25 protein-coding genes and 2 pseudogenes are annotated in these 25183 nt (G+C 64.8%); 11 read left to right on the plus strand and 16 right to left on the minus strand.

All coding sequences use genetic code 11. The features are described 5' to 3' along the window. Positions 1-14 precede the first annotated feature (14 nt). The 5 genes from NO931_RS12385 to NO931_RS12405 all read right to left on the minus strand — a co-directional run bounded on the left by NO931_RS12385 (position 15) and on the right by NO931_RS12405 (position 5196). Complete coding sequence (locus NO931_RS12385; protein WP_256392645.1) at positions 15-452, minus strand: DUF8055 family protein; 438 nt, start codon at positions 450-452, stop codon at positions 15-17. Beyond that, positions 445-2163 (minus strand): FAD-dependent monooxygenase, encoded by a 1719-nt coding sequence (locus tag NO931_RS12390; RefSeq protein WP_256392646.1) that lies wholly within the window; start codon positions 2161-2163, stop codon positions 445-447. Before NO931_RS12390 ends, NO931_RS12385 begins: the two co-directional genes overlap by 8 nt. Further along, a complete protein-coding gene (locus tag NO931_RS12395; RefSeq protein WP_256392647.1) occupies positions 2156-3865 on the minus strand; it encodes an electron transfer flavoprotein subunit alpha/FixB family protein in 1710 nt (569 codons plus the stop codon). The genes NO931_RS12390 and NO931_RS12395 overlap by 8 nt, the downstream gene beginning before the upstream one ends. 1 nt (position 3866) lies before the next feature. After that, positions 3867-4733, minus strand: a complete 867-nt coding sequence (locus tag NO931_RS12400) for an electron transfer flavoprotein subunit beta/FixA family protein (protein WP_256392648.1) — start codon at positions 4731-4733, stop codon at positions 3867-3869. Between the two features lie 133 nt (positions 4734-4866). Then, positions 4867-5196 (minus strand): 4Fe-4S dicluster domain-containing protein, encoded by a 330-nt coding sequence (locus NO931_RS12405; RefSeq protein ID WP_256392649.1) that lies wholly within the window; start codon positions 5194-5196, stop codon positions 4867-4869. A gap of 169 nt (positions 5197-5365) precedes the next feature. Here NO931_RS12405 and NO931_RS12410 point away from each other — a divergent pair, with 169 nt between their 5' ends. The 3 genes from NO931_RS12410 (at position 5366) to NO931_RS12420 (ending at position 6681) form a co-directional block, all read left to right on the plus strand. Further along, complete coding sequence (locus NO931_RS12410; protein ID WP_256392650.1) at positions 5366-5533, plus strand: DUF8014 family protein; 168 nt, start codon at positions 5366-5368, stop codon at positions 5531-5533. A 145-nt stretch (positions 5534-5678) separates the two neighbouring features. Beyond that, complete coding sequence (locus tag NO931_RS12415; protein ID WP_256392651.1) at positions 5679-6170, plus strand: GNAT family N-acetyltransferase; 492 nt, start codon at positions 5679-5681, stop codon at positions 6168-6170. A gap of 118 nt (positions 6171-6288) precedes the next feature. After that, a complete protein-coding gene (locus NO931_RS12420) occupies positions 6289-6681 on the plus strand; it encodes a DoxX family protein (protein ID WP_256392652.1) in 393 nt (130 codons plus the stop codon). A gap of 220 nt (positions 6682-6901) precedes the next feature. Here NO931_RS12420 and NO931_RS12425 read toward each other — a convergent pair whose 3' ends face one another. Further along, positions 6902-9259 carry a PAS domain-containing sensor histidine kinase gene (locus NO931_RS12425; RefSeq protein WP_256392653.1) on the minus strand — a complete coding sequence of 786 codons (2358 nt, stop codon included), beginning with the start codon at positions 9257-9259 and terminating at the stop codon, positions 6902-6904. A 527-nt stretch (positions 9260-9786) separates the two neighbouring features. On the opposite strand from NO931_RS12425, the pseudogene NO931_RS20975 reads away from it, so the two are divergent. Beyond that, positions 9787-9990, plus strand: a pseudogene (locus NO931_RS20975) (DUF8129 domain-containing protein); the annotation flags it as partial. 90 nt (positions 9991-10080) lie between these two features. Here NO931_RS20975 and NO931_RS12435 read toward each other — a convergent pair. The 4 genes and pseudogenes from NO931_RS12435 to NO931_RS12445 all read right to left on the minus strand — a co-directional run bounded on the left by NO931_RS12435 (position 10081) and on the right by NO931_RS12445 (position 14777). Continuing rightward, positions 10081-11862, minus strand: a complete 1782-nt coding sequence (locus tag NO931_RS12435) for a PAS domain-containing sensor histidine kinase (RefSeq protein WP_445668787.1) — start codon at positions 11860-11862, stop codon at positions 10081-10083. After that, a pseudogene (locus tag NO931_RS20925) lies at positions 11851-12261 on the minus strand (PAS domain S-box protein); the annotation flags it as partial. The gene NO931_RS12435 and the pseudogene NO931_RS20925, both read right to left, overlap by 12 nt. Before the next feature lie 124 nt (positions 12262-12385). Next, entirely contained in the window at positions 12386-13039 is a 654-nt protein-coding gene (locus tag NO931_RS12440; RefSeq protein WP_256392655.1) for a ribonuclease HI family protein, read from the minus strand. Positions 13040-13430: 391 nt separating this feature from the next. Next, positions 13431-14777 (minus strand): FAD-dependent oxidoreductase, encoded by a 1347-nt coding sequence (locus NO931_RS12445; RefSeq protein WP_256392656.1) that lies wholly within the window; start codon positions 14775-14777, stop codon positions 13431-13433. Between the two features lie 59 nt (positions 14778-14836). Between NO931_RS12445 and NO931_RS20860 the strand changes: the two genes are divergently transcribed. Further along, complete coding sequence (locus tag NO931_RS20860; RefSeq protein ID WP_375142053.1) at positions 14837-15106, plus strand: winged helix-turn-helix transcriptional regulator; 270 nt, start codon at positions 14837-14839, stop codon at positions 15104-15106. On the opposite strand, the gene NO931_RS12450 is transcribed toward NO931_RS20860, so the two are convergent. Then, positions 15080-15559 (minus strand): redoxin domain-containing protein, encoded by a 480-nt coding sequence (locus NO931_RS12450; protein WP_256392657.1) that lies wholly within the window; start codon positions 15557-15559, stop codon positions 15080-15082. The two genes, NO931_RS20860 and NO931_RS12450, sit on opposite strands and share 27 nt — an antisense overlap. Positions 15560-15698: 139 nt before the next feature. On the opposite strand from NO931_RS12450, the gene NO931_RS12455 reads away from it, so the two are divergent. After that, positions 15699-15932: a DUF2249 domain-containing protein gene (locus tag NO931_RS12455; RefSeq protein WP_256392889.1), complete on the plus strand. Its 234-nt coding sequence runs from the start codon at positions 15699-15701 to the stop codon at positions 15930-15932. A 35-nt stretch (positions 15933-15967) separates the two neighbouring features. Here NO931_RS12455 and NO931_RS12460 read toward each other — a convergent pair whose 3' ends face one another. Together NO931_RS12460 and NO931_RS12465 are read right to left on the minus strand one after the other, a co-directional pair. Beyond that, positions 15968-17611, minus strand: coding sequence for a globin-coupled sensor protein (locus NO931_RS12460; protein WP_256392658.1), 1644 nt, complete (start codon positions 17609-17611; stop codon positions 15968-15970). A gap of 146 nt (positions 17612-17757) precedes the next feature. Next, positions 17758-18015 carry a DUF7861 family protein gene (locus tag NO931_RS12465; RefSeq protein ID WP_256392659.1) on the minus strand — a complete coding sequence of 86 codons (258 nt, stop codon included), beginning with the start codon at positions 18013-18015 and terminating at the stop codon, positions 17758-17760. Positions 18016-18162: 147 nt separating this feature from the next. Between NO931_RS12465 and NO931_RS12470 the strand changes: the two genes are divergently transcribed. After that, a complete protein-coding gene (locus tag NO931_RS12470) occupies positions 18163-19431 on the plus strand; it encodes a saccharopine dehydrogenase family protein (RefSeq protein WP_256392660.1) in 1269 nt (422 codons plus the stop codon). Positions 19432-19516: 85 nt separating this feature from the next. Here the strand turns inward: NO931_RS12470 and NO931_RS12475 are convergent, their stop codons facing one another. Further along, positions 19517-20488, minus strand: coding sequence for an aldo/keto reductase (locus NO931_RS12475; RefSeq protein WP_256392661.1), 972 nt, complete (start codon positions 20486-20488; stop codon positions 19517-19519). 108 nt (positions 20489-20596) lie between these two features. Here NO931_RS12475 and NO931_RS12480 point away from each other — a divergent pair, with 108 nt between their 5' ends. From NO931_RS12480 to NO931_RS12490, 3 genes are all read left to right on the plus strand, one after another. Then, complete coding sequence (locus tag NO931_RS12480) at positions 20597-21106, plus strand: hypothetical protein (RefSeq protein ID WP_375142064.1); 510 nt, start codon at positions 20597-20599, stop codon at positions 21104-21106. Positions 21107-21191: 85 nt separating this feature from the next. After that, positions 21192-21659 carry a DUF2267 domain-containing protein gene (locus tag NO931_RS12485; RefSeq protein WP_256392663.1) on the plus strand — a complete coding sequence of 156 codons (468 nt, stop codon included), beginning with the start codon at positions 21192-21194 and terminating at the stop codon, positions 21657-21659. A 106-nt stretch (positions 21660-21765) separates the two neighbouring features. Further along, positions 21766-23019, plus strand: coding sequence for an MgtC/SapB family protein (locus NO931_RS12490; RefSeq protein ID WP_256392664.1), 1254 nt, complete (start codon positions 21766-21768; stop codon positions 23017-23019). Positions 23020-23100: 81 nt separating this feature from the next. Here the strand turns inward: NO931_RS12490 and NO931_RS12495 are convergent, their stop codons facing one another. After that, positions 23101-23934 carry a ZIP family metal transporter gene (locus NO931_RS12495; protein WP_256392665.1) on the minus strand — a complete coding sequence of 278 codons (834 nt, stop codon included), beginning with the start codon at positions 23932-23934 and terminating at the stop codon, positions 23101-23103. A gap of 223 nt (positions 23935-24157) precedes the next feature. On the opposite strand from NO931_RS12495, the gene NO931_RS12500 reads away from it, so the two are divergent. Further along, positions 24158-24580, plus strand: a complete 423-nt coding sequence (locus NO931_RS12500; RefSeq protein WP_256392666.1) for a CBS domain-containing protein — start codon at positions 24158-24160, stop codon at positions 24578-24580. A 41-nt stretch (positions 24581-24621) separates the two neighbouring features. Here the strand turns inward: NO931_RS12500 and NO931_RS12505 are convergent, their stop codons facing one another. Continuing rightward, positions 24622-25074, minus strand: a complete 453-nt coding sequence (locus NO931_RS12505; protein WP_256392667.1) for a universal stress protein — start codon at positions 25072-25074, stop codon at positions 24622-24624. Positions 25075-25183: the final 109 nt, after the last annotated feature.

The raw sequence follows: 25183 nt of genomic DNA on the forward strand, positions 1-25183 counted from the left end.
GGATTTCGGGGCCGCTACTCCGGGACGCCCGTCAACACGCGGGCGGTGTCGCGCAGGTCGTACGTGTCGACGAACGCCTCGGCCGCGGTTCGGATCGGCACGTCCGGATCGATCCGCTCGCCGTAGCACCGAGCATATAGCGCGAGCCAGGCGTGCAGCGAGGCCTCGAGGCGGTCCCACTCCTCGCGCTCGAACCGCCGGAACTCGCCGGTTCGGGCGTCGACGTACGTCTCGACGGTCGGCCACAGCCCCTCCCGGAGGTACTCCAGGGCGCGCTCGTCGGGGTCGTCCGGCGGCTCGAACCTCTCGCGCTCTTCGCGGGCGCAAGCGAGCAGGCGGTCGATCCGCTCCGCGGGCGACTCGTCAGTCGCGTCGGCAGCCTCGACAGCCTCGTCGCCGCGATCGGCGGTTTCGCGGTCCCGTCTGTCGGCGTCCGCCACGGGATCACCCATCCCGGAACTCGACGCCCTTGCCGCCGCGGGGATGCTCCCAGTCGGTCTCGGCGACGACCGCGCAGGTGCCACATTCGACGCAGGGCTGGGTGTCGAGGCTGACCAGCCGCTCGGTCGACCCGTTGGTCTTGACCTCCTCGTCGCGGTAGCAGCCGCCGCCGAAGTCCTCCGCGCTGACCGGACAGGCCGTGACGGCGGTTCCGCTGGCCTCGTAGGAGTTGTCCAGCAGCTCGATGTGGGGGTTGCCGACGTCGGTGTCGTAGGTCAGTTCGCCGATCCGGTCGGCCAGCTCCGGCGGCTCGACGTCATTGCGCGTCTCGACGGGCTCACCGAGCTCCTCGGCGATGACGGTCGGCAGCGTGACGTACGGCGTCTTCGTGTCGGGGATCATCATCGAGAGGTACGGCGAGCTGTAGAGCCGCTCCAGATTCCCGCCGAGCGCCCGGACGGCCGTCCGACCGATAGAGGATTCCAGCACCCGATCCGTGAGGTCCGCGACCGCGTCGCGCTCGCCGAGCGCGCTGACTGCGCGGTACCGCGGCGGTCGGAGCTTCTGCATCACGCCCTCGTCGTGGAGGCGTTTTTCGTAGCGCTCGCCGGCGCTGTGGGGGTCGCCCCGCGATCGGGCTTCGACGAACGCCTCGGCGGCCAGCGCGCCCGCAGTGACGGCGTGGTTCATCCCCTTGATGATCGGCCCCTGAGCCTGCATCTGGCCGCCGGCGTCGCCCACCAGCACGAGCCGGTCGCGGTGGGGCGAGGTGCTGGCGACCTTCTTCGAGTCGGGGACGAGCTTCGCCGAGTACTCGCGCTCGCGGTACTCGTCGCCGAGCCACTGACCGAGCAGCGGGTGAGTCAGTAAGGAGTCGAGCAGCTCGTGGGGCTCGGCCTCTTCGGCGGCGAGGCTGTCGAGGTGGAACACCGTGCCGATCGACAGCGACTCCTCGTTCGTGTAGAGGAACCCGCCGCCGCGCACGTCCTCGAACAGGTCGCCCGAGAACAGGTGGGCCGCGCCCTCGTCGGGGCCGACGTCGAAGCGCTCGTCGATCGCGTCGGGCTCCATGTCGACGACCGCCTTGACGCCCTGGAACCACTCGTCGGGCTCCTCCCAGTCCATCAGCCCGGCGTCCCGGGCGAGCTCGGAGTTGACGCCGTCGGCCGCGACGATCAGGTCCGCCGTGATCGGGTCGAGTTCGTCGCAGGTGACGCCGACGATCCGGCCGTTCTCCCGGAGCAGGCCGTTGGCCCGCACGCCCGTCAGGACGCCGCCGCCCGTCTCGCGGGTCATCTCGTGGACCCGATCTTCGAGCCACGAGTCCATCGGCCGCCGGAGCACGGCGTCGCACCACTCGGTGTCGTGCTCGTGGAGGTCGGTGATGTCGAACGTCTTGACGGTGTCGCCGGCGACGTTGTGGATGTAGTAGTCCGTGACCGGGCGCTCGGTCGCCTGCTCGCGGAAGCCGGGGAACAGATCGCTGATCGTGTACGGCGCGGACTCCTCGGCGTAGATCAGCCCGCCGGAGACGTTCTTCGAGCCCGCCTCGGTGCCGCGTTCCAGCACGAGCGTCTCGACGCCGTTGCGCGCCAGCGTCGCCGCCGCAGCGGCGCCGCCCGGCCCGGCGCCGACGACGAGCGCCTCGTAGTGTTCGTGATCGGTCGCGGTGCCGTACTGCTCGTGGTCGGTCGCTGCGTCGAGGGGTGCCTGATCAGTCATCGTCTTCACCTCCTGCGGGCGAGGCGGCTTCGTCCGCCTCCATCGATTCGCTGCCCTCCGCGCCGGCCGGCTCGGCGTCGCCCGCCAGCGCCGCGGCGTCCAGTTCGCCCGATTCGACGGCGTCGATCAGCGTCGGGAGCACCTCGAACAGGTCGCCCTCGATGAAGTAGTCCGAGAAGTCACGGATGTCGGCGTCCGCGTCGGTGTTGATCGAGACGATCGTGTCGGACTCGTCCATCCCGACCTTGTGCTGGATCGCCCCGGAGATACCGGCCGCGATGTACAGATCCGGCTCGATGACCTGCCCCGTCTCGCCGATCTGGCGCTCCTCCTTGGCGTACTGCTCGACGTGGCCCTCGAACTGGTACGACGAGGTGACGATCCCGCGCGTGATGCCCATATCGGCGTCCTCGAAGGCCTCGGTCAGCTCCAGTCCGAGTTCCATCCCGCGAGTGGGGTCGTCGCCGATGCCCCGGCCGAGCGCGACGACCACCTCGTTGCCCGTGAGATCGACGCCGCCCTCAAGCTGGTCGTAATCGGTGACCGAGGCGCGGAGCCAGTCTTCGTCGAGATCGCTCTCGTGGCGAACGATCTCGCCCTCGCGCTGGGGGTCGGGATCGGGCAGTTCGAAGCTCCCCGGGATCACCGAGGCCCCCTGCGGGTGGAACTCCCGGCCGGGGTTGTCCAGACAGAGGATCGTCGAGTACTCGAACCCCGAGAAGTCCGGGCGCTTCATGTGCAGGACGCGCTGGAACTCCTTTTTGTCGCCGCCCCGGCCGACTTTCGCGGGGTTCGAGATGATCGTGTCGTCGATGTACAGTCCCGAACAGTCGCTGGCGAGCCCGGAGTCGAGTTCCGCCTGGACGAGCGCCGAGAGGTCCCGCCCGTTGTTCGTCGCCGGGAACAGGACGTACCGCGGTTCGTCGTACCCCTTCCAGTCGTACTCCGCGCGGGCCATCTCCGCGAACAGCTCCGTGTAGGGCTTGTGGCGGAACCGATCCAGGCGCTCGTCGTCGTAGTGGACGGCGACGTCGGCGCCGTACTCGATCGCCAGCTCGGCCTGCTCTTGCATGTCGTCGCCGATCACGACCGCGACGACTTTCTCCTCGTCTTCCTCCGCGTCCACGTACTCGTCGTTGTACCCGTCCATCAGCTCGCGGCCCTTCCCGAGCATCTCCTTCGAGACGTCGATGAGCTGACCCTGCTGGGTCTCGCAGTACACCCACATGTCCTCGTAGACGCCGTCGTCGAGCGACCGGACGTGCTTCTTGTCCGCGGTCGGGTGATCGAGCTCGGGATGTTTCTCCTCGGGCGGGAGCGCCGCCTCGTCGTCCTCGTCCTCGCCGCTCCCCCGGACCGAGTCGATGCGCTTCTCGATCAGGCTCTTGGCGCTCGACCGATCCTCGCCGGCCTCCTCGGCTTCGAGGACGGCTTCGAGCTCCGCGGCGTCCTCGATATCGCGGATCGCGTTGCCGAGTTCGGCGGTCGACAGCTCGGTCGGATCGAGCTCCCCGGCGTCGGCGTCGTCGCCCTCGTCTTCGAGCTTCTCGATGCGGTCCTCGATCAGCGTGACGACGTTCGAACGGTCCTCGCCCTCGCGCTCGGCGTCGAGGATCGCTTCGAGTTCTTCGACGTCCTCGATCTCCGTCAGCTTCGGTCCGAGTTCGGCGATGTCGTGGTCGCTGGGATCGATTTCGGGCATGTCAGTCACCCCCCGCGTACGGCTGCATCGTTTCGAGCACCTCCCCGAGCTGGTCGGGTTCCTCGGGGTCGATCATCGTGGCCTCGCGCTCGGCCGGCGCCTTCGGGATCGGGTCGACCGACTCGACGATCGTCGGCGAGCCGTCCAGCCCGATGTAGTCGGGATCGAGGTTGAGCTCCTGCTGGCTCCAGGTCGTGAGGTGCTCTTCGTAGTCCTCGGCCCGCTCGGCGGTCTCCGCTTGCAGATCCTTCAGCGTCAGCCGGTGCTCGGCCCGGCGATAGCTGGGCTCGAACTCGGGATCGGCGACGATTACGGCCGGCAGCGGCGCCTCGACGGTTTCGATCTCTTCGACGTCGCCCTCGACGAGCCGCTTGGCGCGGACCCGCCCGTCGTCCTCGTCGACCTCCATCGCGATGACGTGGGTGATCATCGGCCGGTCCAGACCCCAGGCGGTCTGCAGGCCGGTGTGGCCCGTCTCCCCGTCGGCGGTCTTGAACCCCGCGAACACGAGGTCGGGCGCGCCGCGCTCGGTCTCGGCGAGCTTCTCGATGCCCGTCGCGAGCGTGATCGCGGTCGCCCAGGTGTCCGCGGCGGCCATCTCGCGATCGGAAAGCAGGAACAGCTCGTCGGCGTACACCGTCTCCATCGCCTCCCGGAGCACGTCCTCGTAGCCCGGCGGCCCCATGCTCATCACCCCCACACGACCGCCGTTGCGAACCTTCGTCTGGAGCGCTGCCTCCAGCGCGAACTCGTCGTTGGGATTCATCACGGTCGGCGTCTCGCCGCGCTCTAAATGCCCGTCTTCGTCGAACGATACCTGTCCTTCCCGGAAGTCCGGGACGCCCTTGGTCAGAACCAGTGAGTACATACGTGTGTCCTCTCTCCGTTGTCGTACCGTCGGTGTCCGCGTGCGATCGTCGTGTCCGTTCCCCGGCGATCCCCATCGCCCCCACGACAACTCGTCGGTCGCTCTCGCTGCGATCGTTCGCTCTCCGTCCGCTCTACGTCCGCCCGGCGCGCCCGGCGTCGACGTCGATCGCGTCGACCGGACAGACGTCGACACAGAGCATGCAGTCGATGCACTGGGCCTCGTTGGCGGGATCCGCCTTGATCTCGCTCTCGGGGTGGTCCGGCGAGTCGACCCACTCGAACACGTCGACCGGGCAGTCCTCCAGGCACGCCCCGTCGGCGAGACAGATGTCGAAGTCCACGGCGACGTGCGTCCCGTGGATGCCCAGCTGTTCGGGTTCGTCGACGGGACCCCACACGTCGTGGCCCTCGTGTTCGTCGACGATCTCTCGGTTCTCCTCGAAGTTCGAGTCAATGGCCATTGCTATCTAGTACCAACTCGGGAGCCTACTTAAATGTTGGAATAGCCGGGGCGTAACAGTCACACGAACGGGTAGCATCCCGAAACCGGAAGGGGCGGTCCCAGACCCCAGGGCGTCGACGCCGACGGTCGCCGGGGGATTGTTGTGGGCCCGCAGCGTACCACGAACGATGCCCGACGCCTGCGCGGAGGACGGCTGTACGGACCCGGCCGCCGTCCGGTTGCACGTCCCCTGGGCCGAGGACCGCGAGCTGTGCGTCGCCCACGCCCGGGCGCTCGTCCAGCGCGACGGCGTCGTCGCCGAACCGCTGGCGGACGCCGACGCCGAGTGGCCGTGACGCCCGTGTCGAGCGGACGCTCCGCCGTCGCCGTGACGCAATCGAAGAACGCGACCGACCCGCAGCGACGCGGACGCCGCGGCGTCCCGCCGCTCGCGGTCTCTCGCCCCCACGAACTTTGTCCGCAGCCCCGGAACCTACCGACATGGAGATCCGTCCGGGGACGCCCGCCGACGCCGAAGCCGTCTCCGACGCCCATCACGCGGCGATCGAGGAACTCGGAGCAACGGTCTACGACGACGAGCAGGTGGCGGCGTGGAGCGCGGGCCGCAGTCCCGACGACTACGAGTTCGACGCCGACGATCGGGCCGTGTTCGTCGCCGAGGTCGATGGGGCGGTTCGCGGGTTCGGCTGGCTCTCCTGTGACCCCGGCCAGCACCTGATCGCCGACGTCGACGGCGAGGTGACCGGGATGTACGTCCACCCCGCGGTCGCCCGGCAGGGCGTCGGGACGGCGCTGCTCGATCGTCTGGAAGCTACGGCCCGCGAGCGCGAGCTCGGTGCGATCGGAATGTGGGCGTCGATGAACGCCGTGCCGTTCTACGAGGACCACGGGTACGAGCGCGTGGCCGAGCGGGTCCACGAGTTCGGCGGCGGCGTCACCGGGCGGGTGCTGGAGCTGCGAAAGGAACTCTGAGCGACCATCGAGGGAACCGATACGGTTGGTACTACCACCCGTGACAACGGCGGGGCGGTAGCGGCAGTCTGGGGGGATAGCTCGCCCGTTAACTGGCCAGCACCCCTCGAACGGAGTGATGTCAGACACCGATTCGACCACCGATACGCCGCCGTCGCGACTCGGGCGGCTTCTCTTCGCGAGCGGTCTCGCGGCGCTCGCGCTTCGCAATCTGACGAACCTCGACGGACGCATCGCCTACGCGGACGCCAAGGGCGTCCCGCTCGCGGACAAACTGGTCCCCGCGTCGAGCGGCCTCCTCCTGGGCGGGAGCATCGGCGTCGGGCTCTGGAAACTCCCCAAACTCGCCGCGGGCAGCATCGCCGCGTTCTTCGTCGGCGTCACGCCGCTCATGCACGACTTCTGGGCCGTCGACGAGGACTCCCGCGGCGAGGAGCTCACGTCGTTCCTCCAGAATCTGACGCTGCTCGGCGCCGCGATCGCGTTCTTCCGACGGGCGAGCGAGAACTGACGTTTTGCGGTCAGCGGCTGGCCCGGCAAGAGGACCGCATTCCGATCTGGTTTATTCGAGGAATCTGTGGTTGGAATAGCCGTTCAACAGATGTGCGAATTGATCACTGAGAGCCCTACCAACTCAAAGAGATGTTCCGATAGCCGTGCGAGATACAAAGCGCGAATGCAGCACTCTCTGCCCACGCATTAGCGGGAATGCCGACATCAGCATAGGCTATTTAGGCATCGACAGCCGGAAGCGTAAAGGAAAAGATCGCCCCCTCGTCGGGCTCCGATTCGACCCAAATCTCGCCGCCGTGGCGCTCGACGACCCGTCGGGACAGCGCGAGGCCAATGCCCGTCCCCGAGTGTTCCTCGTGGGTGTGCAGTCGCTGGAACACCTCGAAGATACGCTCCTGTTGATCTGGATCAATCCCGATACCGTTATCCTGCACTGAAAGGAGCCATCGTTCATCATCACGCGAGGCGGAAATTTCGATCTGCGGCGGCTCGTCCCCGCTGTACTCGATCGCATTACTCAGCAGGTTCTGGAAGACTTGGCGCAACTGGCTGGCGTCGCCATCCACACACGGGAGATCGTCCGTTGTGATCTCAGCGTTACTCTCGTCGATCCGCATTTGGAAATCTTCGCGAACGTCATCAAGGACATCGTCGAGGTCGACCGGTTCGAACGGATCGCCACGCGTTTCGATGCGCGAGTACTCGAGTAGCCCGTCGATCATATTGTGCATCCGCTCGGCGCCGTCGACAGCGAACTCGAGGAACTCTTCACCGTCTTCGTCGAGCGCATCGCCGTACCGATCCTCGATCAATTGGAGGTAGCTCGTAACCATTCGCAGCGGCTCTTGGAGGTCGTGGGAGGCGGCGTAGGCGAACTGCTCTAACCGCTCGTTCGACTCCTCGAGTTTGCGCTGGTACTCCCGTCGTTCGGTAACGTCTTGGACGACGAGCAATCCCGCAAACACTTCTTCGTCGTTGTTTCTGACGGGCAAGGTGTAGGCGAACAGGTTGCGATCGTTGTACTCGGCCTCGAACGAGCTCGCCTCGCCCTCCAGCGCAGCCTCGAAGTACGGTTCGACCTCCTTGACGATCTCGTCCGGGTAGATGTCGTAAACGCTGTTTCCGATCCGATCTTCCGGGGAGACGCCGGCTGCGTCCAGTAACTCCCCACCGATGGCCGTGTACTGCAGGTCATCGTCGAACAGGCCAACCGCACCGTTCGGGAAGTTTTCGACGAGCGTCCGGTAGCGCCGTTCGGACTCCTCGAGCGCGCGTTCGCGCTCCTTTCGTTCGGTGATGTCGGTGTAATGCTCGATGCGGCCGCCGGCGTAGAGCCCAGACTCGATGGGCTGGCTCCAGTGGTTTACCCAGCGTTCCTCGAGGCTCTCCTCTCCGAGGACGTGACTCTCGAACTCCTCGGTGTAGGTGTTGTCCTCGTAGGTGGCGGTCACGCGGTTGGCGAACCGTTCGGGCTCCTCGAAGATACCCGCGATCTCCGCCTCGATGAGCGCTCGTTTGTTCTGACCGACGATCGCCTCGCGATCGAGTCCGAAGAACTCCTCGATCGCCTCGTTGATCCAGACGACCTCGAAGTCGGAATTCAGGATGAACGTTCCCACGTCTGATGTGTCGAGGACATCATTCGTCAGCGACCGATAGCGCGCCTCGCTCTCCCTGAGTTCCTGTTCGCGCTCTTTGCTCTCGGTGATATCTTCGATGGCGAACACAGCACTCTCGATCTCTCCGTGGTCGTCGTAGACCGGCGCTCCGTTGATAGAGATCCAGACTCGTTCTCCATCCGGACTAGATATTCCACTGACATTATCGAACACGGGTTCTCCGGATTCCATAATTTGGGGGAAAGGCTTCTCGCCATCCGGAAGTGGTTCGCCGTCAACGTCGACTTCGGTCCACTCGGAATCGTCAAAGCTGAGGTCGTTGATCTGGTCTTTGCTCCGACCGTAGATCTCCTCAGCCCGATCGTTGGCGAACTGCATTTCGCCGTCACTGTCAACGATCGTGATGCCGATTGGACTCGTTTCAACGATTGTTTCGTAGCGGGTCAGTTCTCGTTCACGTCGCTTCCGTTCGGTGATGTCGCGGGAGTAGACCGACAGGCCCGATTCTGAGGGATAGATGGCGTTCAGAAACCACTTGTCCCACGGAGGATAGTAGTCTTCGAAGACTACGGCCTCTTGTGTTTTAAGAGCCTCATACAGTGCGTTCTCGTACGTCTCCGTGAGATTCTCGTTACGAATGTCCGAACCAATTGCGTCCTCATCCAGTCCAAAAAGGTCTGCTGCGGTGTCGTTCAGATAGCGAAAGCGGAGTCCTTCGTCGAGGGCATAGAAACTGTCTGAGATTCGATCAAAGACCTCGCCGAGGTCGCTGCCTACCGCATCCCTTTTCCACCCCGTCGTGAACGCTTGCCCGTTCGTGGATGGCTGCCACCATACGCGTCCGTTTCCCCCGACTTTCTTTGTTTCGAGTCGGTCGTGATCGACGAGCCGTTCTAGGCGCTCGTAGGTGCTCCGGCGGCCGAGGTCGAGTTGTTCGGCCACCTCGGTTGTCGTCATGGGCGCCCCTCCCGCTTCGAAGAGGACGAGGGTCTCTCGAAGTGTATTCGTCAATTGTGAGTCGGTCACTACTTCAGTTACTCGCGACACGGATGGATAAGCCCTCCGCGGTTGGAGGCAACATTGTAAGCCGAGGAGAATTATAGGTCTCTTCGCGCAAGATACATGCACTGTATCTCGCACGGCGTCAGTTACCGCGCTCACGGGAGCAGTGGTCAGTTCAGACGCCAAACCAGCGCAGGAGGGCACCGAAGAGAGCGACTGCTCCGCCAAGAATGAACGTTCCTGGGAAGGGGATCACGAACAGGAGGACTCCGAGAGCCATGACGGCCGTGGACGTTCGCATCGTGGGTAGTTTCGAGTTCGGGCCGTTTGTGTCTGGTGCCCCGAGCGAGCCATCACTACCTCGTGAGTCCGTATCGATTGATCCTCACTAACTGATTTTCTATCGCCTCGGTGGACGGAGGCGATAACCAGTTCCCAGCGTCACCGTCTCGTCCGAGTTATCTCTCACACAACGGCTCAAACCACCCAACGTGAACCTCGTTGACGCTGGGACCGTTTCGATCTCCGACACCGAAACCGTCCAGACCTGTGCCGCGTACGAGAATGGCCACCAGGGTCGTATTCAGATTCTGCGGCGGCTTGCATCGCAGACTGAAACGATCCGGTCCGAGGCTGTGTGCATACTTCACTCCCTTCGAGATCTCACTCGTTCCAGACGATGCTGAAAAGACTGCGCGGCGCCGTGTTGGTGTCCACTCCGAATCACCAGTCCGCAGCTTAACAGCGCCTCTCGACTCCTTCGAGCTGTCCATCAGTCACGCATCGCTGTTACTCGCTGCTGGCAGCGTGAACGAGAACGTCGTGCCGTCCCCGGGTTTTGATTCGACCCAGAGCTCGCCGTCGTGCCGTTCGACGATCCGGCGACACAGCGACAGCCCGATACCCGTGCCCGGATGTTCGTCCTGGGAGTGAAGCCGCTGGAACACCTCGAAGATCCGGTCTTGATCCTCGGAATCGATACCCACTCCATCGTCTTGGATTGAAATGATCCACTCGTGTCCGTCGCGTTCGGCCGAAATCCCCACTGACGGCGGCTGGTCACCGCTGTACTCGATTGCGTTACTCAGCAGGTTCTGGAAGACCTGTCGCAGCTGGCTCGGGTCACCGTCCACTCGCGGGAGATCGTCGGCCATAATCTCGGCGCCGCTCTCGTCGATTTGCATTTGCAGATCCTCGCGAACGTCGGCGAGAACGTCGTTGAGATCGTGTGATTCGAACGGATCGCCCTGCGATTCGACGCGTGAATACTCGAGTAGCCCGTCGATCATGGTGCGCATCCGTTCGGCACCGTCGACGGCGAACTCGATGAACTCCTCACCGTCCTCGTCGAGTTCGTCTCCGTATCGTTGCTCGATCAACTGGAGGTAACTCGTGATCATCCGGAGGGGTTCTTGGAGGTCGTGACTGGCGGCGTACGCGAACTGCTCTAAGCGCTCGTTCGACTCCTCGAGTCGCTTGCGGTACTCTGTACGCTCGGTGATGTCCTGAATCATTAGCATCCCGGCGTAGATCTCATCGTCGGGGTTGCGAACCGGAAGCGTGTGCGCCAGTAGGTGTCGATCGTGATACTCCGCCTCGAACGTTGCTGATTCGCCGTCGAAGACCGCCTGAAAGTGGGGCTTGACCTGCTCGATGAGGTCGTCGGGATACCGCTCGTAGATGGAGGTTCCAACGACATCGTCCGGGTCGATCCCGAGCTCGCCGAGCATCTCGCCGCCCGCGACGGTATAGGTCAGCTCTTCGTCGAAGAGCCCGACCGCGCCGTTGGGGAAGTGGTCGACGAGCGTTCGATAGCGACGTTCGCTCTCTTCGAGCGCCCGTTCGTGTTCCTTCCGTTCGGTGATGTCGCGGACGACGCCGATTCGTTCACGTCGCTCACCAGGCAACATCGAGAACGTCGCCTCCGCGGGGACGCGATCGCCGTCAGCGGTCTTAATCTCGGCTTCTGCCATCGGTCGGTCGACATCTCCCGTCGCAATCTCCGCTTCCAGTTCCTGTGCCTGATCAGCTGTTTCGTCGTCGACGACCAACGAGACGTGCGATCCAAGGAGTTCCTCGCGGGAGTAGCCGGTTACGTCGCAGTACGCGTCGTTGACCATTGTGAAGCGGCCGTCCGCATCGACCGTATAGATCCCGTCGTTGACCGTCTCGACGATCGTCTCGTACTTCAGTAGTTCCCGCTTGCGGTCTCTCCGATCAGCGATATCACGGAGGGCGCCTGTACGACCAACCGATCCATCTTCGAAAGTGTACGGGCCGAACTGGCTCTCGACCGGAACCCGCTTGCCGTCAGCCGTTTCGATCTCGAACTCGATTGTGGCGTACTCTTGCTCGTTGCCGAGCAGCTCCGCTTGTAACTCCTTTGCACGCTCGTTGACCGATTCGTCGACAAGGAGCGTGACGTGTTCTCCGAGTAGTTCGTCTCGCCGGTAGCCGGTCATCTCGCAGAACGCCTCATTGGCTATTACGAATCGGCCATCGGCGTCGAGCGTCGCGATGCTATCCCAGATCGTTTCGATCGTCTGCTCGTCGCGGATGTCCCGGGCGACGCCGATCGTTCCCTGAAACGTTCCCCCTTCGACGAGCAGGTTGATCCGGAGTTCGCAGGGAACGACATCTCCACCGGCAGTCTGGAAGCCGAATTCGAACGTCGCGACATCCCCACAGTCTGTTTCGAGTTGGCGCTCAATCTCACGTTCGATGCGTTCGACGTCGTCGTCAGCAAGCACCAGCGAGACATGTTCGCCGAGGAGTTGCTCGCGGGGATAGCCCGTCGCTTGGATGAGTCGGTCGTTGACAGCGACGAAGTATCCGTCCGGATCGAGTTGGTACACTCCTTCATCGATCGTGCTAACCAGCGACCGGAACCGTCTGAGTGCAACGTCGTCGTCGACATCCCCCCAGAAGTCGTCGGACGCGCTCGCTCGCGAACTCATTGTACCCCACACCACGCCGATCCAGTTAAACCACTCGTCGGTCAGAAATCGAGACTGTTGTCTGTACTTGGGACTTCAGGGAGTCGAGACGGCTATCGAACGATTCCCGCATTTCTCGGCTTGGCTATCCAGGTCCAAAAGCTGCGATATCGGCACCTACTGTCGCCAGTGCGTCGGCGGGGTTCGGGTCGCTGTCGGCCAGATGCGTGTACTCGTGGTCCGGGATGCTCGACAGTGCTGTCGTGACGGCCTCGCTGTACGTCTCGACGCCCGGTTCCGTCGGGTCCTCGCCACCCCAGACATCCCGGATGACGGTCATCGAATCGATGCGCACTTCCAATCTGCGTGGCTCGTAGCGCGCCAGCAGTTCGGTGAGTCCGAGCTGGAGGGCGACGTACTCGGCGGTGTTGTTCCCCGTCCGCGAGCCGACGGGGCGGCCGAGACGGGCGAGTTGCTCCTCCGAAGCGTCCATGATGACCGCGCCCGCCCCTGCAGGTCCGGGGTTGCCGCGTGAACTGCCGTCGACGTAGAGGACGAACGTGTCGCTGGTCGGGTCGGGGACGGATGACCGGACGAGTCCCGACTCCAGCAGGCCTTCGAGCGCACGCCGCAATTCGTCCTGGTCGGTCGCGGGGTCGAAGAGACCTCCATAGCCGGGGACAGCGTCGTCGATGGCATCGGTGGCGGTCGCCATCTCGTAGCCGACGTCCGCGAGTACCTCGTCGACGAGCGTGGCGAGCGGCGAGAGGTGTTCGGCCGGAAGTGTGTCGTCGGTCACGCTACTTTCCCCATCGGGCATCGGTTCTGGTCCCTTACACCCGCGCTCTCTAATGTGCTCGGTGGGTGGTCGCACCACTGCATATCAGTTCTCAGTGGCCGAGCGGGATAATTTCTTCAGGTGGTTCCGGTGGCGGACCGTTTTGAGTCAGCCGGCCTTAGAATCCTTAGCAGCTGATCGCGCTCGAAGTTGTCCCCTCTCTCACTCTTCGCCGAACGACTCCCGCAACCACTCAACTGGATACACTGCCGTCAGGCCGGGCGTGTCGATGTTGCAGGAACGGAATTCGACGCATCGCTCACACAGACTGGAGTCGCAGATGCTGCGGGAACAAGCCCCGTCACGCTCAGAAAGCGGCATACGGAACTTCCGGGTTTGTGCATCGCCCGATTCAGATGCTTGGCGTGAGGACTCGCCACAGGATTTCGGGCCGGAACAGCGAGGTCGGGCGTTCCTCCATGACGATGACCCTGTTGAATGCATCGGCGAGTTTGCCATCCGTCCGGGCCTTCCGTAACAGCCGCGAGAGATACATATTGATGAGATCCGTCCCGTTGGGTTTGGGACCGGTGGTCTGTGGAAATTGGAAATCGGAGCCAACTGCGAGCATCCAGGCGTCGTCAACGACGGTTTCGGCTCGTTGGAAGAACCGATGTGCAAGATCGTCGGTTCCGTCCGCCGCGAGGGCGTGGTGTAGCTGGAGGGCTTCGAGCGCAGCGACCGACATCCCCTGGCCGTAGATCGGATTGAAACTGGCAATTCCATCACCAATCACGACTAAGCCGTCGGGAATGCGGTCAATCCTCTCGTACCTAACCCGTTTATTCGAGGGGAACGGGTACTGTTCGATCGTTTCGCTGGCCAGCCCGTGGTCACCGATAACACGCTTGAAATCATGGACCGGCAAGCTGGCCGCGAAGTCGGCGAATCCCTCGGGTTCCGGTGGGGCGTGTTCGCCATGAACCCCGAAGAGCGTCATCATCCACCGGCCGTTTTCGACCGGAAACATGCCACCACCGCGTTTGCGCGGGGGATTCGGCAGAACAACACGCGTTTGCTGTGCATCCGCAGGTCGGTTGACGAGAGCTGTGCTGTATGCCACGTCAATGTGAACCTCATCGACCGTCGGCGTCGGATAGTCATGTTCTGCTAGCCAGCCCGGGGTTCGGGAGGCCCGCCCGGTCGCATCGACGACCAAATCCGCGGGGATTTCGTCTGTACCCCCGTCGTGACGGACTGATATCCCCTTGACGTTCGGTGCCGCCCCGACGAGGTAATCGATGAACTGGCAGTTTTCTCGGAGCGAGATGTTATCGATGTCGTCCACTCGCCGTCGCGTGACCAATTCGAACAGCGGCCGGCTGGCACAGTACATCGGTATTTGACCCGATCCGTGAGCCAGCACGTCCTCCTCAATGAACACGCGAGAGTCGCTGTTGATATCGATTCGGTTGCCTCCAGCAGCGATCAAATCCTCGCTAAAGCCAGGGAATAAATCTTCGAGGGTTTTTCGCCCGGCTTCGTGCAGGTTGTGGATGTGGTTTGCCTGCGGAACCCCTTTTCGAGTCACGGGGGAATCTGGCAGGGAATCTTTCTCGGCAATCGTCACTTGCTCGAAATGATCCGCCAGCACGCGGGCTGCCAGCAGTCCCGCCATTCCCGCCCCCGAAACAACCGCATGCCCGGCCTTACGAGTGGTTTGGGCAGAGTCATACTCGGGAACAGTGGCTAACGTCATGGCGATCTCCCTTTTCGTAGGATATCGGCGCCAATCCTGTTAAGTGCTACCACATGAATATGATACGATTACAGCGCTTGCTGAACCATGCCCGCTGTTCAGCACGCCTGACGGCGGTGTCAGATCGTCTAGCGGACCTCTGTGAGGAGGGCATCATTAGCCGGGAGTCTCACGACGAGATTCCGTCGCGCGTCGAGTACAGCTTGACCGAGATCGATCAAGCACTACACCCGATCATTGAGGCGGTCGGCAACCGGATCGACGAGTACGGAGACTCTACTGCCACAGCTCGTTCACGTCCATCAGACTGCCTCGACGGCCGCCAGTAACTCGTCGTAGGGTGGCTCGGTCGTCGGATCGTCGGCGACCCAGCTGTAGGCGATCTCGCCGTCGTCGTCGAGGACGAACACGGCGCGGTTGGCGACGCCGTAGAGCCCGAGGTCGGGGATGTCGATCTCCTGTCCGTAGGCACTGATCGCCTCGCGGTTCGTGTCGCTGACGAGGTCGAACTCGAGGCCGTGCTCCTCGCGGAACGCCCCCTGGGAGAACGGCGAGTCGGCGCTGACGCCGAACACGGTTGCGCCGGCCGACTCGAACCGGTCGAGTTCGTCCTGCAACGCCACCATCTCGTTCGTGCAGGGCGGCGTGAACGCCCCCGGGAAGAACGCGAGGACGACCGGCCCGTCGCCGAGGTAGTCCTTCAACTCGAACGACTCGTGATCGCTGGTGCCGACCGTGGCCGTGAACGTCGGAGCGGTCTCGCCGGAGTCTGGTGTCGACATCGTCGAACGTTGGGTTCTCTCTGGTATAACCGTGTCCGCAAATATGTTCGCACGAGTCGGCGGGGGGCTGATCGACGCCGCGGCGGCGAACATATTCGCGCCAAGCGCCACGCCGCTCGGCACCCTCGGTACCGAGGCGATGCCCGAACAGCAACTCGATCTCCGCGAGATCCCGCCGCCCGAGCGCCACCCCCGGATCTTCGACGCGTTCGAGGATCTGGAGTCCGACGAGGCGCTGACGCTGATCAACGACCACGACCCGAAGCCGCTGTACCACCAGATGAGCGCCGAGATCGAATCGTTCGACGCCGAGGGATACACGGTCGATCGGGTCGGCCCGAACGAGTTCATCGCCACGCTGCCCAAGCGGTGACCGCTCTCGAACGGCGACTTCGCGGCGACGCGGCGCTACCGCTCGGGGTAGTCCCCTTCCGGCGCCGACGCGGACGCCGCCGTGTCGGTGAGCCGATCGACGGAGTCGGCGACTTCGCCCAGGGCGGCGGTCTGTTCTTCCGCTGCGGCGGCGAGCGACTCCGTTTCGCCGGCGACGCGGTCGGCCGAATCGGCGAGGTCGTCCATCTCGGCCGAGATCGTCTCCGCGCTCCGCGCCTGCTTGTCGGTCGCCTGCTCGATCTCCGCCATCCCGTCCGCAGTCTCCTCGGCGGCGTCGTGGACGGCGTCGAGCCGCTCGCCGAGCGATTCGACCCGCGCGGAGCTCTCGTCGAGTTCGGCAGCGGCGTCGTCGACGGCCTCGGAGACCTCCCGGGCGATCGCTCGGAGCTCCTCGACGGTCTCCGGGAGTTCCTCGAGCTGATCGCTGGTCTCGTCCGCGAACGACTGGACTTCCTCGCCGAGAATCCCCAACGCGTCGCTCGACGCGTCGCCCCGCGTCGCCTCGACCGTGGCGTTGGTCGCGAGTAGCTTGGTCTGTCTCGTCACTTCGTCGATCGTCTCGACGACGTCGTCGATGCGGTCGGCCTGCTCTTCGAGACGGTCGGTCGCCTCGACTGCGACCTGCGTCGCCTCCCGGAGATCGTCCATCGCTGCGGCAGTCGCCTCGGCCTCGTCGAGACCCGCTCGAGAGATCTCCTCGGTCCGCTCCCCGAGCGTTCGGACCTCTCCCGCGGTGCCGGCGATCTCCTCGACGGTCGCGCTCAGCTCCTCGGTCTCCACGGCCGCGGCGCGGACGCCGTCGGACTGGTCGGTCGCGAGCCCGTGGATCGTCTCCGCGCTTCCCGCCACGTCGCCGGCGGCGTCGTGGAGATCCCCGAGCGGCTCCCGCACGTCGGTCTCGACGTCACTGGCCAGGCGCTTTCGACGCTGGATCTCGCGTTCGAGGCGGTTGCTGTAGGAGTCGACGTAGGTGTCACACGCGACCTGCACGTCGAGGTTGATGATCCGCAACAGCGACAGCAGGTCGGCGATCCCGTCGTGGATCGCTGCCCGGACGGTCGACTCGAAGGCGTCGTCGAGATCACCGGGGTCGTCGCCGTCGTCGTCGCCGAGCGCGCTCAACACGCCGCCGAACAGCCCCTCCGACCGCTCGGCTTCGGCGCGCTCTACCGCCCAGTCCTCGATCGCCTCGACGACCTGGTCCTGGATCCGCTCGTCGAGGCGATCGAACAGCAGATCGTAGTAGACGCCGTACTGGCCGATGTAGTGCTTGAGCGGCATGTCCAGTAGCTCGTGGAGCTTCCCGATCCGCGCCCGGTTCTGGAAGTACGCCGCGTCGTAGTCGCCGGTCGCCAGCGTCACGAGATAGGCCTGCTGTGTCATCTTGAGCTGCTCGACCGTTTTCGGGGACCGTCCGATGACCGCGGTCGTCTGGTCGTACTGCGTGAGATTGGCGTAGAACCGGTCCGCGATCTCCTCCCTGTGCTCGCGGAGAAACGGCTCCAGCGACGCGAGGCGTCGCTCGTCCTCGGCGTCGAAGCCGATGAACTCCTTGCGCCAGTCGATCTCGCGCTCGTCGAGACCGATGTCGGCGGTCAGCTGCTCGGCGTCGAGGTTCGCGTTCAACTCGCCGCGACCGAACACGTCTTGCGGATTCATATCGGCCGCGTATGGCTCGCCGTTTCAAAACCCGATAGGGGGTTCCTCCGGAGCGGGAACGGGCGATCCATTTAAATGAGTCGACGAATATGTTCGACGACTCGCGGGGAGCGTCCGACTATCGAGCGACGAGACGCCGGTCGTGGCTACCCTGAACTCCCCTCGCCGTGCTTTCGATACCAGACCCTGGACCCGGCAGGCGACTCGTCTTCCTCGAGGTCCAGCCTGCGCAGAACTAACTCCCTGATGGCGTCCGTGACCACGAGGTCGATCGTTTCGTCGTCGGCGTCTCGCACCGCGAAGACGTAGTGCCCGTCCCGCTCGTCGATGGCCTCGATCGTCCCGACGGACCACCGCTCGATGTCGTGGGTCGGCTGCCGCGCGTGGATTCGATCGTGGGGCATATGCAAACAGAGGTCGTTCAGCCAGTTGAGAGTACGGACCTCAGCGAGTCGGGGTATGCGATTCTTGGAACGGTCCCGAAGGGTGCGGCAGTGGGAGCGCCACAATCTTGCTGGGGCTTAACGTGACACGGATTCGTATGGTCAATCGTGATCCGGGACGACCGCGCGTACGAGATCGTTCTCTGGGGCGCCACGGGGTTCACGGGACGACTCGTCGCGGAACACCTGGCGGACCGCTACGACGCGGCCGACCTCGACTGGGCTATCGCCGGGCGAGATAGAGAGAAGCTGGAGACGCTGCGGGACGAGCTCGCCGAGATCGACCCCGACCGGGAGTCGCTCGATATTCTGGTCGGCGATGCCTTCGACCGCGAGCGTCTCGACGCCATCGCCGAGCGGACGCAGGTCGTCTGCACCACGGTCGGACCGTACGCGAAGTACGGGTCGCCCCTCGTCGACGCCTGTGTCGAGAACGGCACTCATTACTGTGATCTGGCCGGCGAGGTCCCCTGGATGCGCCGCGTGATCGACGAGCACCACGAGGACGCTCGCGATCAAGGGGTGCGAATCGTCCACTCCTGTGGCTTCGACTCGCTGCCGAGCGATCTCGGCACGCTACTGGTCCAGACGCACGCCGAGGAGACCGTCGGAACGGCCTGTTCGACCGTCAAGTCGTTCGTCACGAGCAACTCGTTCAGTGTCAGCGGCGGGACGTTCGCCAGCATGCTCGAACTGTACGAGGAACTCTCCAGGAATCCCGAGGTCAGGGAGATCCTCCAAAATCCGTACTCCCTGGCCCCGAGCGGGGAGCGTAGCGGACCAGACGAAGGGAGCCAGCGGTTGCCGAGATACGACGGTGACGTCGGCCAGTGGACGGCGCCGTTCATCATGGCCGCGGTCAACGAGAAGACGGTCCACCGGTCCAACGCCCTTCTCGGATATCCGTGGGGACGTACGTTCCGATACGACGAGGTCGTCCCGACCGGGGCCGGGCCACTCGGAGCAGCCAGCGCGTCCGGTGTCGCGGGTGGGTTGGCACTGGCTACGGGAGCCATGGCGGTGTCGCCCGTCCGGAAGCTGGTCGACCAGTATCTGTTGCCGGACTCCGGCGAGGGACCGACTCGGGAGGAGATCGAAGGCGGAACGTTCGAGGTCAGATTGCTCGGCACCGGCCGGTCGCCCGAGACGAACGAGCAGTTCGCGGTGGAGGGCACCGTCGCGGCGAATCGCGATCCCGGCTACGGCGCCACCGCTCGGATGATAGGGGAGTCCGCCGTTTGCCTGGCAAAGGGGGACACTGGCACCGCGCTGGACGGAGGCGTGCTAACCCCGGCGTCGGGGATCGGGACGCCGCTCATCGATCGACTGGCGGACGTCGGGCTGTCGTTCGCAGTTGAGCGGGCGTCCGTGGAGTAGCCAGCGCTTCACTGCGCCCCGCCGAAGGGCGAGGAGGCGTCACAGCGTGGCCTCGCTGGCAACATCCCGGCTCGCGCCGACGTCGCTACTCGTGCCCGAAGACGGGGACCGGATGATACGGTTCCTCCAGGTACTCCACGTCCGAGTCCGAGAGATCGATCTCCAGCGCCTCGACGGCGGCTTCGAGGTGCTCGATGCTCGACGTCCCGACGATCGGTGCGTCGACGTTGTCGTTCTGGAAGTGCCACGCGAGCGCGATCTGGGCCATCGTGACGCCCTTTTCCTCGGCGAGTTCCTCGACGCGCCCGTTGATCTCCTCGCTGGCGGGCCCTTCGTGATACGGCGTGCCGTAGTCGATCTCGTGCTCGCCCCGGGCGGTTTCGGTGAACTCGTCGTGCGGTCGCGTCAGGTAGCCAGCCCCCAGCGGCGACCACGGCATGACGCCGACGTTCTCCCGGTCGCAGATCGGGTACATCTCGCGTTCCTCCTCGCGGTAGGTCAGGTGATACAGGTTCTGCATCGTCTCGAAGCGGGCCAGCCCCTCGCGCTTCGAGACGTCGAGCGCCCGCTGGAACTGGTGGGCCCACATCGACGAGGCGCCGATGTGCCGGACGTCGCCTCGACGCACGGCGTCGTCGAGCGCCCGGAGCGTCGTCTCGATCGGCGTGTCGTAGTCCCACCGGTGGATCTGGTAGAGGTCCACCGTGTCCATCCCCAGGCGATCGAGCGAGTGTTCGAGTTCCTGCTCGATGGTCTTGCGCGAGAGCCCCGTCGCGTTGCGGTGCTCCTTGGCGCCGGCGAAGCGGACCTTGGTCGCGACGACCTGCTCGTCCCGATCGTACTCCGCGAGAACGTCGCCGAGGATTTCCTCGCTCTCACCCGACGAGTAGGCGTTGGCCGTGTCGAAGAAGTTGACCCCCAGTTCGATCGCCCGCTCGACGAGTTCGCGCCCCTCGTCGGCGTCCAGCATCCAGTCGTCCTGGCTGCCGAAGCTCATGCAGCCCAGACAGATCTTCGAGACCTCCATCCCCGTCGAACCGAGTGTGGTGTACTCCATCTAAACTGGCAGTGGGAGATTACTTGCATATACTTACCGTTGGGTTTCGCGAGCAGATCTCGGCATGAAACCGATACCGAATTTTGTCCGGCAGCCGAACCGATGGGCATGTTCCGTCGCGCTCGCGAACTCGGACCGCCGCTGCTGGTGCCGCTGGCGTGGACGTTCGTCGCCGCCGCTCAGGTCGGCGTCGTCGCCGATCGGACGATCTTCATCGCGCTCGTCGTGATGAGCGTCCTGCTCGCGGGCTTCGCGGCGACCGGCCGCGACGACATGCGATCCGGGACGCTGCTCGTCTGGTGGCGCATCATCGCCGTCGGGACGGTCGTGACGCTGTGTGGCGTCGCCGGGTTCCTGCTCGGTCCGCGCGACGAGCGCCTCCTGACGATCGCGCTGGTCGGCTGGATGCTGCTTCCGGCCGTCGGATTCGTCGAGACCGGACGCAGAGTCACTGCGGGGGCCTGGATTTACGCGGCCGGCGCCGTCGGATGTGCCGTCGGCGCCGTGCTGTACGGCTGGGGCCTCGCGGTCGCGTCTGACCCGGGAATGCTCGCGGGACTCGCACTCGTCGGTGCCGGCCAGACTGCGGGGATCCTCGATGCCGCGCTCCGGTCCTGAACGCGGAGGGTGACCACTGCCGTTTCGATCGATGACAGGGGGAGGTTATGATTGCATGGATCGTACCCCCAGACGGGGGATACCCATGAATTTCGACGAGTTCACAGGAGAGGTTCAGCACCGACTCGAACTCCCGGGCACCGGCGAGACGGTGCGGGCGATCCGAGCCACGTTGATGACGCTCGGACGGCGCATCCCAGAAGGGAACGCTGAAGACCTCGCGGCCTCGCTCCCGATGGAGATCAAGTGGTTCCTGACCGGTGCCGTCCACGACCACGGCCAACGGTTCGGCTGGAGCGAGTTCGTTTCGCGCGTCAGCGAGATCGAGCAGACCGACAGATCGGCGGCGGCCTACCACGCCAAAGTCATCGTGGACCTCGTCAGTACGGTAGTGCCGCCGTCGGACTTTCAGCAACTGCGCGATCAGCTCCCGGAGAGCGAAGACGACGAGAACTGGCACAAACTATTCGAGGTCGTCGACGCCGGAGGCTGGGGCGACGCCGAGGAAGCACAGACCGGCGGCGGTCCGCAATCCCCCGGCGATCAAGAGTGACTCTCCGATCGGTCGGTTCAGGCGTCCCGGCGCGGCTCGCCTCGGAACGTACGGCGGATCGGGGACGAGTACGGTGAGCGCGAGACACCTCGCAGGCCGGCCCTGAATGGTCGAACCGGGAGCCGATCCGCTCGGATTGCTGGTGTTCCGGGTTGCGATCGCGTTCGGGATCGGCGCGCTCATCGGGATGGAACGGGAGCAGAGCGACTCGGGCGGGACGTTCGCTGGGAGCCGGACGTTTCCGCTGTTCGGACTCCTCGGCGCGCTCGTCCAGGCGTTCTTTCCGGCGATGCTGCCCGTGGCGTTAGTCGCGATCGCGGTCCCGCTGACCGTCGCGTACGCGGGGAAGATCTGGATCGAACGCGACGTCGGCCTCACGACGCTGACCGTTGCGCAGCTCACGGTCGTCCTCGGGGCGCTGACGACGCACTCGGAACGCGGAGCCGTCCTCGCCATCATCGTCGGCGGCGTCGTCACCGTGCTGCTCTCGGAGAAAGGAACGGTCCATCAGTTCGCCGATCGAATCGCGGAGCCGGAACGCCGGGCTTCGGTCAAGTTCATCCTCGTCGTGCTGGTCGTACTCCCGCTGATGCCGGATCGCGAACTCGACGCCCTGTACGGGCTCAACCCGCGGTTCGTCTGGCTCATGGTCGTGTTCGTCACCGGGCTGAGCTTCGCGGCCTACGTTCTGGCCCGGACGGTCGGGGCCAGACGGGGGATCGCACTGACCGGCGTACTTGGCGGGTTCGTCTCCTCGACCGCGACGACGGTCTCGATGGCCGAGCGGGCGAGCGAGACGCCTCCGCTCTACCGAGTGTGTGCGTTCTCGACGATCGTCGCGTCGATCGTGATGTTCCCCCGTGCGCTCATCGAGATCGCCGTCGTCAACCGGGCGCTGCTCCCCTACGTCGCCGTCCCGCTCGGCGCGATGACCGGGATCGGAGCGGCCGTCGCCGCCGTCGTCTACCGGAGAGGCGCCACGGGCGCGGACATCGATACCGAAATCGAGAACCCGTTCCGTCTGCAACCGGCGCTGTTCTTCGGAGCGGTCTTCGCACTCGTCCTGCTCGTGTCCGAGTCAGCACACTCGTGGCTCGGCGCGTCGGGGATCTACGCGACGGCGTTCCTCTCGGGACTCGCCGACGTGGACGCCATCACGCTCACGCTGAGCAGGCTCGCCGCCGAAGGCGAGATTCCCCGGAGCGTCGCGGCGATCGGGATCGTCATCGGCGCCATCGCGAACACCCTCGTGAAGATCGGGCTCGCGTGGCTTCTGGGAACCAGGGAACTCGCTCGCATCGTGCTCGTCGCACTCGGGGCAGCCTCGGTCGCCGGGCTCCTGTTCGTCGTGGCCGCGTAAACGGGGGCGAGAAACGCGACTCTTCCACCCGCTCGGACGCACGGTTCGACGCGCCTGTCGTCCGTGCTCCTGTGTCAGCCCTCACCCCAGACTGATGTCGAGGTAGAGCATCCCGATCACGCCGGCCATCAACCCGAGCGTCGCGACGCGCTCGTAGCCGTGGGTGTGGGTTTCCGGGATGATCTCGTCGGAGATGACGAACAGCATCGCGCCCGCCGCGAACCCCATCGCGTAGGGCAACAGCGGCTCGACGACGCTGACCGCCAGCGCGCCCAGCACCGCGAGAGGGATTTCGACGACCCCCGACCGAATCCCGGCGAAGACCGCGTAGAAGCGTCGATCCAGTCCGGCGTTGATCGCGGCTACCGAGACGGCGAGCCCTTCGGGGATGTTCTGGACGCCGATCGCCAGCATCAGCGGAATCGCGGTCTCGACGTCGCCGGAGCCGAAGCCGACGCCGACCGCCAGTCCCTCGGGCATGTTGTGGAGCGTGATCGCCAGGATGAACAGGACGACGGGCGCCAACCGCTCGCTGTCGAGAGGGAGCGACGTGCTGGGGTCGGCTTCGTCCGGCCGCCTGTTTCCCGTCAGCAGGTAGTGCGCGTGCGGAACGAGGCCGTCGGCCCGGTCGAGAAAGAGCGCTCCGAGCGCGACGCCCGCCAGCGTGGGGATCGGATTCCCGCCGGAGTACTGCTCGATTCCCGGGATGATGAGACTCGTAAACGCCGCGGCGAGCATCACGCCGGCAGCGAACCCGAGCGCGCCGTCGAGCGCGCGCTCCGACGGATCACGCCAGACGAGCACCAGCGACGCGCCGAGCAGATTCAGCGACGCGATGACGATCCCGCCGACGAGCCCCTGGATCACCGGATCCTGCCCGGCGATCCGGACGAACAGGTCGACGACAGCGCTCATCGGTCTACCCCGCGAACGATCGATCGGATCCCGTCGCGTCGACGCTCACGCAGGCTCATCCACGAGAGATACGTCGATGATGGTCAAATAACTCGGAGTTTCGTCCCGCTGCACATCGAGTACGAGCGCTTCGGTGACACGACCGGCGGAGATTCCCATACTGCCGCAACCATCATAGATGATTATTAACGTTTGTGTCGTCCCTCCTCGTGGGGGAGTCCCTATGCCAGTAGAAAATCTTGCACGCAGCGACGTCGTCACGGCGAGTACAGAGACGTCAATCGGCGAACTCGCATCGACTATGGACGACGCCGACGTCGGAAGCGTCGTGATCGTCGACGGCGAGACGCCGCGGGGGATCGTCACCGACCGCGATCTGACCGTTCGCGTGTTGGCCGAGGAGGACGACGCGAGCGATCTCGACGCCGAAGACGTGATGTCGAGCGACCTCTGTACGATCGAGAGCGGTTCCGGCTTCTATCAGGCGACGCAGCTGATGGCCGAGCACGGCGTCCGTCGACTGCCGGTGTGCGACGCCGACGGCGCGCTGGCCGGACTCGTCACGGTCGACGATCTGAACGAACTGCTCGCCGACGAGCACGAACAGCTAGCCGAGGTGATCCGCGCCCAGCGGCCGCCCTACTGAGAGCCGTCAGCGAGAGACGAGCGTCGACGCGGGCGTCGGCGCTACTCGTCTCGCTCGGGCGTCTTGACGACCGACACTGGACGGCTGGTTCGCCGCGCGACGCGCTCGGTGACGCTCCCGAGCAGCCGGCGGTACTCGCCGGTGCGTTCCTCGGTACCCAGCACGACCACGTCGACGTCTTCGTCGGCCGCGTACTCGAGAATTTCCTCGTGGGGGACGCCCCGCGTCAGCGTCGAGACGCACTCGACGTTCTCGTCGGCCGCTCGCTCCGCGACGCGGGCCAGTGCGTCCTCGCCCTCGTGTTCGAGCGCCGCCTCCAGCCCTTCGCTGTCGTGGACGTACTCGTCGCCGCCGTACGACGAGTACACGTCCTCGTCGATCACGTACAGCGCGTGCAGCCTCGCGCCGTGGACCGCTGCAAGGTCGACGGCGTGGTCGATTGCGAACTCCGATCCCCGCGTCCCGTCCGTCGGAATGAGTATGTCGTCGTACACGGGTGTACATCGACGCTCGTCGGCCATAATACGAGGTGGCGATTTCCAGGTTCTGCGAACGACGCGGGGCGCGCACAGACGGCGAAGAGGCAACAGCTGATCGGGGACG

The sequence above is a fragment of the Natronoarchaeum rubrum genome (assembly GCF_024494695.1).

Excerpts from the sequence above, each read along its gene's own strand:
- NO931_RS12445 (WP_256392656.1), bottom strand. The coding sequence starts at position 14,777 with ATGACGTTAGCCACTGTTCCCGAGTATGACTCTGCCCAAACCACTCGT.
- NO931_RS12465 (WP_256392659.1), bottom strand. The coding sequence starts at position 18,015 with ATGCCCCACGATCGAATCCACGCGCGGCAGCCGACCCACGACATCGAG.
- NO931_RS12475 (WP_256392661.1), bottom strand. The coding sequence starts at position 20,488 with ATGGAGTACACCACACTCGGTTCGACGGGGATGGAGGTCTCGAAGATC.
- NO931_RS12400 (WP_256392648.1), bottom strand. The coding sequence starts at position 4,733 with ATGTACTCACTGGTTCTGACCAAGGGCGTCCCGGACTTCCGGGAAGGA.
- NO931_RS12405 (WP_256392649.1), bottom strand. The coding sequence starts at position 5,196 with ATGGCCATTGACTCGAACTTCGAGGAGAACCGAGAGATCGTCGACGAA.
- NO931_RS12485 (WP_256392663.1), top strand. The coding sequence starts at position 21,192 with ATGAATTTCGACGAGTTCACAGGAGAGGTTCAGCACCGACTCGAACTC.
- NO931_RS12455 (WP_256392889.1), top strand. The coding sequence starts at position 15,699 with ATGCCCGAACAGCAACTCGATCTCCGCGAGATCCCGCCGCCCGAGCGC.
- NO931_RS12410 (WP_256392650.1), top strand. The coding sequence starts at position 5,366 with ATGCCCGACGCCTGCGCGGAGGACGGCTGTACGGACCCGGCCGCCGTC.
- NO931_RS12420 (WP_256392652.1), top strand. The coding sequence starts at position 6,289 with ATGTCAGACACCGATTCGACCACCGATACGCCGCCGTCGCGACTCGGG.
- NO931_RS12385 (WP_256392645.1), bottom strand. The coding sequence starts at position 452 with ATGGGTGATCCCGTGGCGGACGCCGACAGACGGGACCGCGAAACCGCC.
- NO931_RS12495 (WP_256392665.1), bottom strand. The coding sequence starts at position 23,934 with ATGAGCGCTGTCGTCGACCTGTTCGTCCGGATCGCCGGGCAGGATCCG.
- NO931_RS12480 (WP_375142064.1), top strand. The coding sequence starts at position 20,597 with ATGTTCCGTCGCGCTCGCGAACTCGGACCGCCGCTGCTGGTGCCGCTG.
- NO931_RS12460 (WP_256392658.1), bottom strand. The coding sequence starts at position 17,611 with ATGAATCCGCAAGACGTGTTCGGTCGCGGCGAGTTGAACGCGAACCTC.
- NO931_RS12415 (WP_256392651.1), top strand. The coding sequence starts at position 5,679 with ATGGAGATCCGTCCGGGGACGCCCGCCGACGCCGAAGCCGTCTCCGAC.
- NO931_RS20860 (WP_375142053.1), top strand. The coding sequence starts at position 14,837 with ATGATACGATTACAGCGCTTGCTGAACCATGCCCGCTGTTCAGCACGC.
- NO931_RS12390 (WP_256392646.1), bottom strand. The coding sequence starts at position 2,163 with ATGACTGATCAGGCACCCCTCGACGCAGCGACCGACCACGAGCAGTAC.
- NO931_RS12425 (WP_256392653.1), bottom strand. The coding sequence starts at position 9,259 with ATGACGACAACCGAGGTGGCCGAACAACTCGACCTCGGCCGCCGGAGC.
- NO931_RS12395 (WP_256392647.1), bottom strand. The coding sequence starts at position 3,865 with ATGCCCGAAATCGATCCCAGCGACCACGACATCGCCGAACTCGGACCG.
- NO931_RS12500 (WP_256392666.1), top strand. The coding sequence starts at position 24,158 with ATGCCAGTAGAAAATCTTGCACGCAGCGACGTCGTCACGGCGAGTACA.
- NO931_RS12450 (WP_256392657.1), bottom strand. The coding sequence starts at position 15,559 with ATGTCGACACCAGACTCCGGCGAGACCGCTCCGACGTTCACGGCCACG.
- NO931_RS12490 (WP_256392664.1), top strand. The coding sequence starts at position 21,766 with ATGGTCGAACCGGGAGCCGATCCGCTCGGATTGCTGGTGTTCCGGGTT.